A 4,385-nucleotide genomic window follows, 5' to 3' on the forward strand; every position below is an offset into this window, starting at 1 on the left:
TACGCCTGCTTCCAGCAGCTGTTTCATAGATACTACGCCCATGTTAAAATCCTCCTTAAGGTTAAACCTCCGTCTCGAACGCTTTACCGGAATTCCGAAGAACATCCACCAATGGGCCGGTGAACATTCTGCCCGTGGAAAACCACAGGTTTGCCTGTCGGCACCATCCGGTCAATCCGAAACGTGTGTTATTAAGATACGGCGCGGGAAATCCCGTCTTTTTTGCCGTTCCCGAGTATTATACCAAAGCATCGGAAAAATTGCAAGGGATTTTTTCGCGTTTTCATCGGCTTTTTTAGCTTTTTGCCGTTGTGCTGTCCTTTTTGCTTTCCAAGGCTTTCCTTTTGGGCAGTCTAACAGCGCGGCGGCGATCAGGGCAGCGTTTTGTCGGGATTTCTGCGCACCAGGATGGTGTCCTCGCCGATGACCTCGATCTCCTCCCATGGGATGACGATATCCTTTTCGCGTCCCAGCAGTCCAAACCACCTCCAGCGTCCGCGGATGACGATGGCGGTCAGCGCGGCGGTTTCGGTGTCCAGCTCGATGTCGCCCACCAGTCCCAGCCGTGTACCGTCGGCGGCGTTGACGATATCCTTGTCGCGAAAATCGTTGATACGGCAAATCATACAGCTCACCTGCCCTTTGTGTGGATGGTACAGCTTATGCAGCGCAAGCGGGAAAAAGACGTTTGAGGTAGGTGTGGATTATTTTTCACTTTTTATGAGGATAGGCAGCAAGTTGAACGTTATCCATAATCATGCTATACTATCTTCAAATGTCAGGAGGTATTATTATGGCTGAACGTGATTATAAAAAAGAATACCAGAAAGCAAAAGAACGTGGTGATAATAAAACATCAACAGTTCGTGGATTTAGAATACCTAATGATTTATTTGAACAATTTACTCAAAAAGCAGAGGATGAACAAATCCCTAAGAATTCTCTTATTGTCAAATGGATTGAGGAATATGTGCTTAATCTTCGTGATTAAAACTAAATCAAAACCAATTTAAGCCGCTTGAAAAGGTGGCTATTTTTATTTACTGTTTTCTTACATAAACAAAAGGTGGATGACAAAGTCATCCACCGCACTGACGTGCGCGTGCATCGAAAAGGGATTCTGCCCCTTAACATTTTAATATTGGATTTATATTGTGTCACAGGGGCGTTGCCCCCGTACCCCTATGAGCTTTTTGAAAAAAGCTCAACCAAAAACTTTAGTTCGCCTTCGGCGCAAAAGGTCTACCTTATCCTAATCACAATGGACGTCGATAAACTTCGCTTCCAGCTTAGAATACACAATCTTCTGCCCGCTATACAGCCCATAATATCCCGACAGCATATAGCCGATGGCGCTGGCAATCCCGAAAAAGATCACGCCGTCTCCTCCAAACAGCTCCACTGCCAACGTAAACGAAGCCACCGGACAGTTGATGACGCCGCAGAACAGCGCCACCAGACCGACGCCGGCTGCAAACGACGGGTCCAGTCCCAGCAGCGGTCCGACCACACAGCCAAAGGTTGCTCCGACAAAGAAGGTCGGCACGATCTCGCCGCCTTTAAAGCCGGCGCCCAATGTCACCGCTGTCAACAGCAGCTTAAACAGAAAAGCCAGCGGCTCAGCCTGTCCTTCCAGCGCGCGCACGATGACCGGCATTCCGGCGCCGTTATAATCGCGGCTGCCGATCAGCAGGGTCAGTACGATCACCAGCACGCCGCCCACTGCAGCCCGCAGCAGCTGATTGGGCAGATACTTTTTGTACAGCTTGCTCACCGTATGCATGGTGATGCAGAACGCCTGACTGAGCAATGCGCACAGCAGCGACAGAATCACCACCTGTGCCACCGCCGAAAAGCCCAACGACGGAATGCCGCTGATGGCGAAGGCGGTCGGTGCGATGCCGAAGATGCGCGAAATTCCATAGCCGGTCAGCGCGCCGGTGATGCAGGGCACCAGCGCCGCATAGTGCATCAGACCGACGCTGACCACCTCAATGGCAAAGATGGTCGCGGTCAGCGGTGTGCCAAACAGCGCCGCAAAACAGGTGCTCATGCCGCACATAATCATCACCTGATGCTCCCGCTGGTCCAGATCCAGCAAGTCGGCGAGCTTTCCGCCCATGCTGCCGCCAATCTGCAAGGCGGCTCCCTCTCGGCCGGACGAGCCGCCCAGCAGGTGGGTAATCACCGTGCTGATAAAGATCAGCGGCGCCGTGCGCACATGCAGCGCATGTTCTCCGCGCACCGCCTCCAGGATGGTATTAGTACCCATGTCCTTTTCCATGCCGCACACCCGATACAGCAGCACGATCACGATGCCGCCCACCGGCAGCAAAAACAGCAGCCACGGATAGCTTGTCTGCAATTCGGTGACCTTCTCCACCGAAAAGTGGAACAGCACGCCCATCACGCCGACGATGCTGCCTACCACCGACGCCAGCAGCACCCACTTGATAAATACCGCAATCGTTTTGATCCATTTTGCCGCTACTTCCCTGAACTTCTCCATCACGCAAACTTTCCTCCTATGATATTATAGATGCCGCTTTGCCGCATTGGAAACCGCCATCTGCTGGCTGACCATCTTTTTCTGTTCTCTCTTTTTGTACTGCTTCTTTTTGCGCCGGCCCAGCGGTTTGGTTCTTCTGTGCTCCTGTGGGGCAGCAAGCTGTTCTGTTGCTTCCTGCTGCTGTTCAAACTCGGGCACCAGCTGCATCGTCCCGATCTGCACCAGCTGTTCGCCGCAGACGCTGATGCCCAGACCATACTTCTCGTCCCAGCGGCAGCGAAATGCCGCCGACACCGTGCCGGTGTCCACATCCACCATCAGCCGCAGCGGACGCAGCAATTCGGAAAAGTCGTTCCGGTCGCGCAGATTCGGCATCTCGGGCGCATTTTCCGCCATCGGATGCCCGTATTCCAGCTGCATGATGGGATACTTGTCCTCCAGTGAGAGCATCATCTCATCCAAGATTCCATACTGATGTTCCACCAGATGCTGCATCGCCTTTTGGCAGGCCTCCGGCTCCAGCGCCTGACCCCTTGCGGTAAACAGCACCGGCAGCAGCTGGTCATCCTCAAAGAACTGGTGCCAGTTGTCAAGAAATAACCGGCAGCGATACCCGCCTTTTGCCTCCAAAAGCGCCGGCTGCTCCAGCTGCTCCTGCTCGGTGTCCGGTTCGAGGATTTCCTCCTCCAACTCGTCCGCTGGTTCCGGTTCGTCCTTTTTGTCCAGGTCGATCATCCAGATCACCAGCTGACAGACGCCGCCCTCGGCATCCCGTCCCCAGTAGACCGGATACTGTCCCTCTCCCCAGCCGGTCGGGAAGATCGGCAGATGATGCTCGGTGCCAGGAATCACCCAGTTGAGCCACGCATGAGGACTTTTTTCGAGCAAAGGCGCAAAATAATCCTCGAACAGCTCCCCTTCGGGATTGTCTCTGCGCCATTTTTCGAGAAAGTTGCAGAATGCCTGATGTACCTTGCGGTCACAGATACAGCCCAGACCGCTGTAAGAAAAGAAGCCGAAGAAGCCGCCGTCATAGTCGGCGATCTCCTCGGTGCCGATCAGCGCCTGTTCAAAGCGGACTGCTGTGCGGTAGTTAAAGCGGACCCGTGCCGCAACAAACAAAGGCTCCTCTCCGTCGGGACGCACCAGCGCCAGCTCCACCGGATAGTTGCCGACCGGCGCATTGATAAAGTAGGGCAGCTCTTTGCGGTTTTCCAGACAGAAGATGGGATCGCGCGCCATCAGCTCGCCGGTCGGCACCGAGCACAGCCCGATGCGGACCACCTCCACCTGCTGACCGTTTACCTCTCCCTGCACAAAATACCGTTCCAGATCCACCGAAGAATACAGCTCGTCCCGATGCTGTATCCACTGTTGAATCCATTCTTTTTTAGGGATCATCGATGTTCCTCCCGTAGCGGATGCTGTTATTTTGATCGCCAGCAAAAGCGGCGTTTTTCTCCAATTTTAATTATAAAAATTCTGGTACATGCTGTCAAGGTAAAGCGGCAGCAGAGAGGGTGAGAACGCAAAAAAAAGACAGACCGCAGATAAAAAAACGGTCTGTCTTTTTTTGCGTTGTTATTCTTCCATCTGTTTTCCCAGAAAACCGGCGGCTGCCTGCAACAGCTTTTCCTCGGCTTCGGTGGGAACGGTCGGATCGCCGTCTGCCAAAAACAGAATCGCTCCGCACACATCGCCGGCGGAGATGATGGGATAGGCGACCAGGGCGGTGCGCTCGACGCCTTCCACCGGCTGCAGGATGCTGTCGCTCTGTCCATAGACATAGTTTTTGCGCTGCTCCATGATCTCCTCCAAAGCCCGAGAGATGCGGCGTTCCAGCAGCTCCTTTTTGGGAATGCCGGACACCGATACC

5 protein-coding genes are annotated in these 4,385 nt (G+C 53.7%); 1 reads left to right on the forward strand and 4 read right to left on the reverse strand.

The genetic code is table 11. The features are described from left to right. Positions 1 to 371: 371 nt before the first annotated feature. Entirely contained in the window at positions 372 to 626 is a 255-nt protein-coding gene (locus Q0L39_RS10850) for a YlmC/YmxH family sporulation protein (RefSeq protein WP_296629119.1), read from the reverse strand. Between the two features lie 167 nt (positions 627 to 793). Here Q0L39_RS10850 and Q0L39_RS10855 point away from each other — a divergent pair, with 167 nt between their 5' ends. Further along, the gene (locus Q0L39_RS10855) at positions 794 to 991 is read left to right on the forward strand and encodes a hypothetical protein (RefSeq protein ID WP_296629120.1); all 198 of its coding nucleotides are present in this window, start codon (positions 794 to 796) and stop codon (positions 989 to 991) included. A gap of 261 nt (positions 992 to 1,252) precedes the next feature. On the opposite strand, the gene Q0L39_RS10860 is transcribed toward Q0L39_RS10855, so the two are convergent. From Q0L39_RS10860 to Q0L39_RS10870, 3 genes are all read right to left on the reverse strand, one after another. Continuing rightward, positions 1,253 to 2,509 carry a chloride channel protein gene (locus Q0L39_RS10860; RefSeq protein WP_296629122.1) on the reverse strand — a complete coding sequence of 419 codons (1,257 nt, stop codon included), beginning with the start codon at positions 2,507 to 2,509 and terminating at the stop codon, positions 1,253 to 1,255. A gap of 24 nt (positions 2,510 to 2,533) precedes the next feature. Continuing rightward, entirely contained in the window at positions 2,534 to 3,910 is a 1,377-nt protein-coding gene (locus tag Q0L39_RS10865; protein ID WP_296629124.1) for a DUF4241 domain-containing protein, read from the reverse strand. A gap of 180 nt (positions 3,911 to 4,090) precedes the next feature. Then, on the reverse strand, positions 4,091 to 4,385 hold a 295-nt coding region (locus Q0L39_RS10870; RefSeq protein WP_296629125.1), incomplete at its 5' end, for a stage V sporulation T C-terminal domain-containing protein.

Origin of the sequence: uncultured Negativibacillus sp., assembly GCF_944388365.1 — a bacterium.
GTDB lineage: Bacteria > Bacillota > Clostridia > Oscillospirales > Ruminococcaceae > Negativibacillus.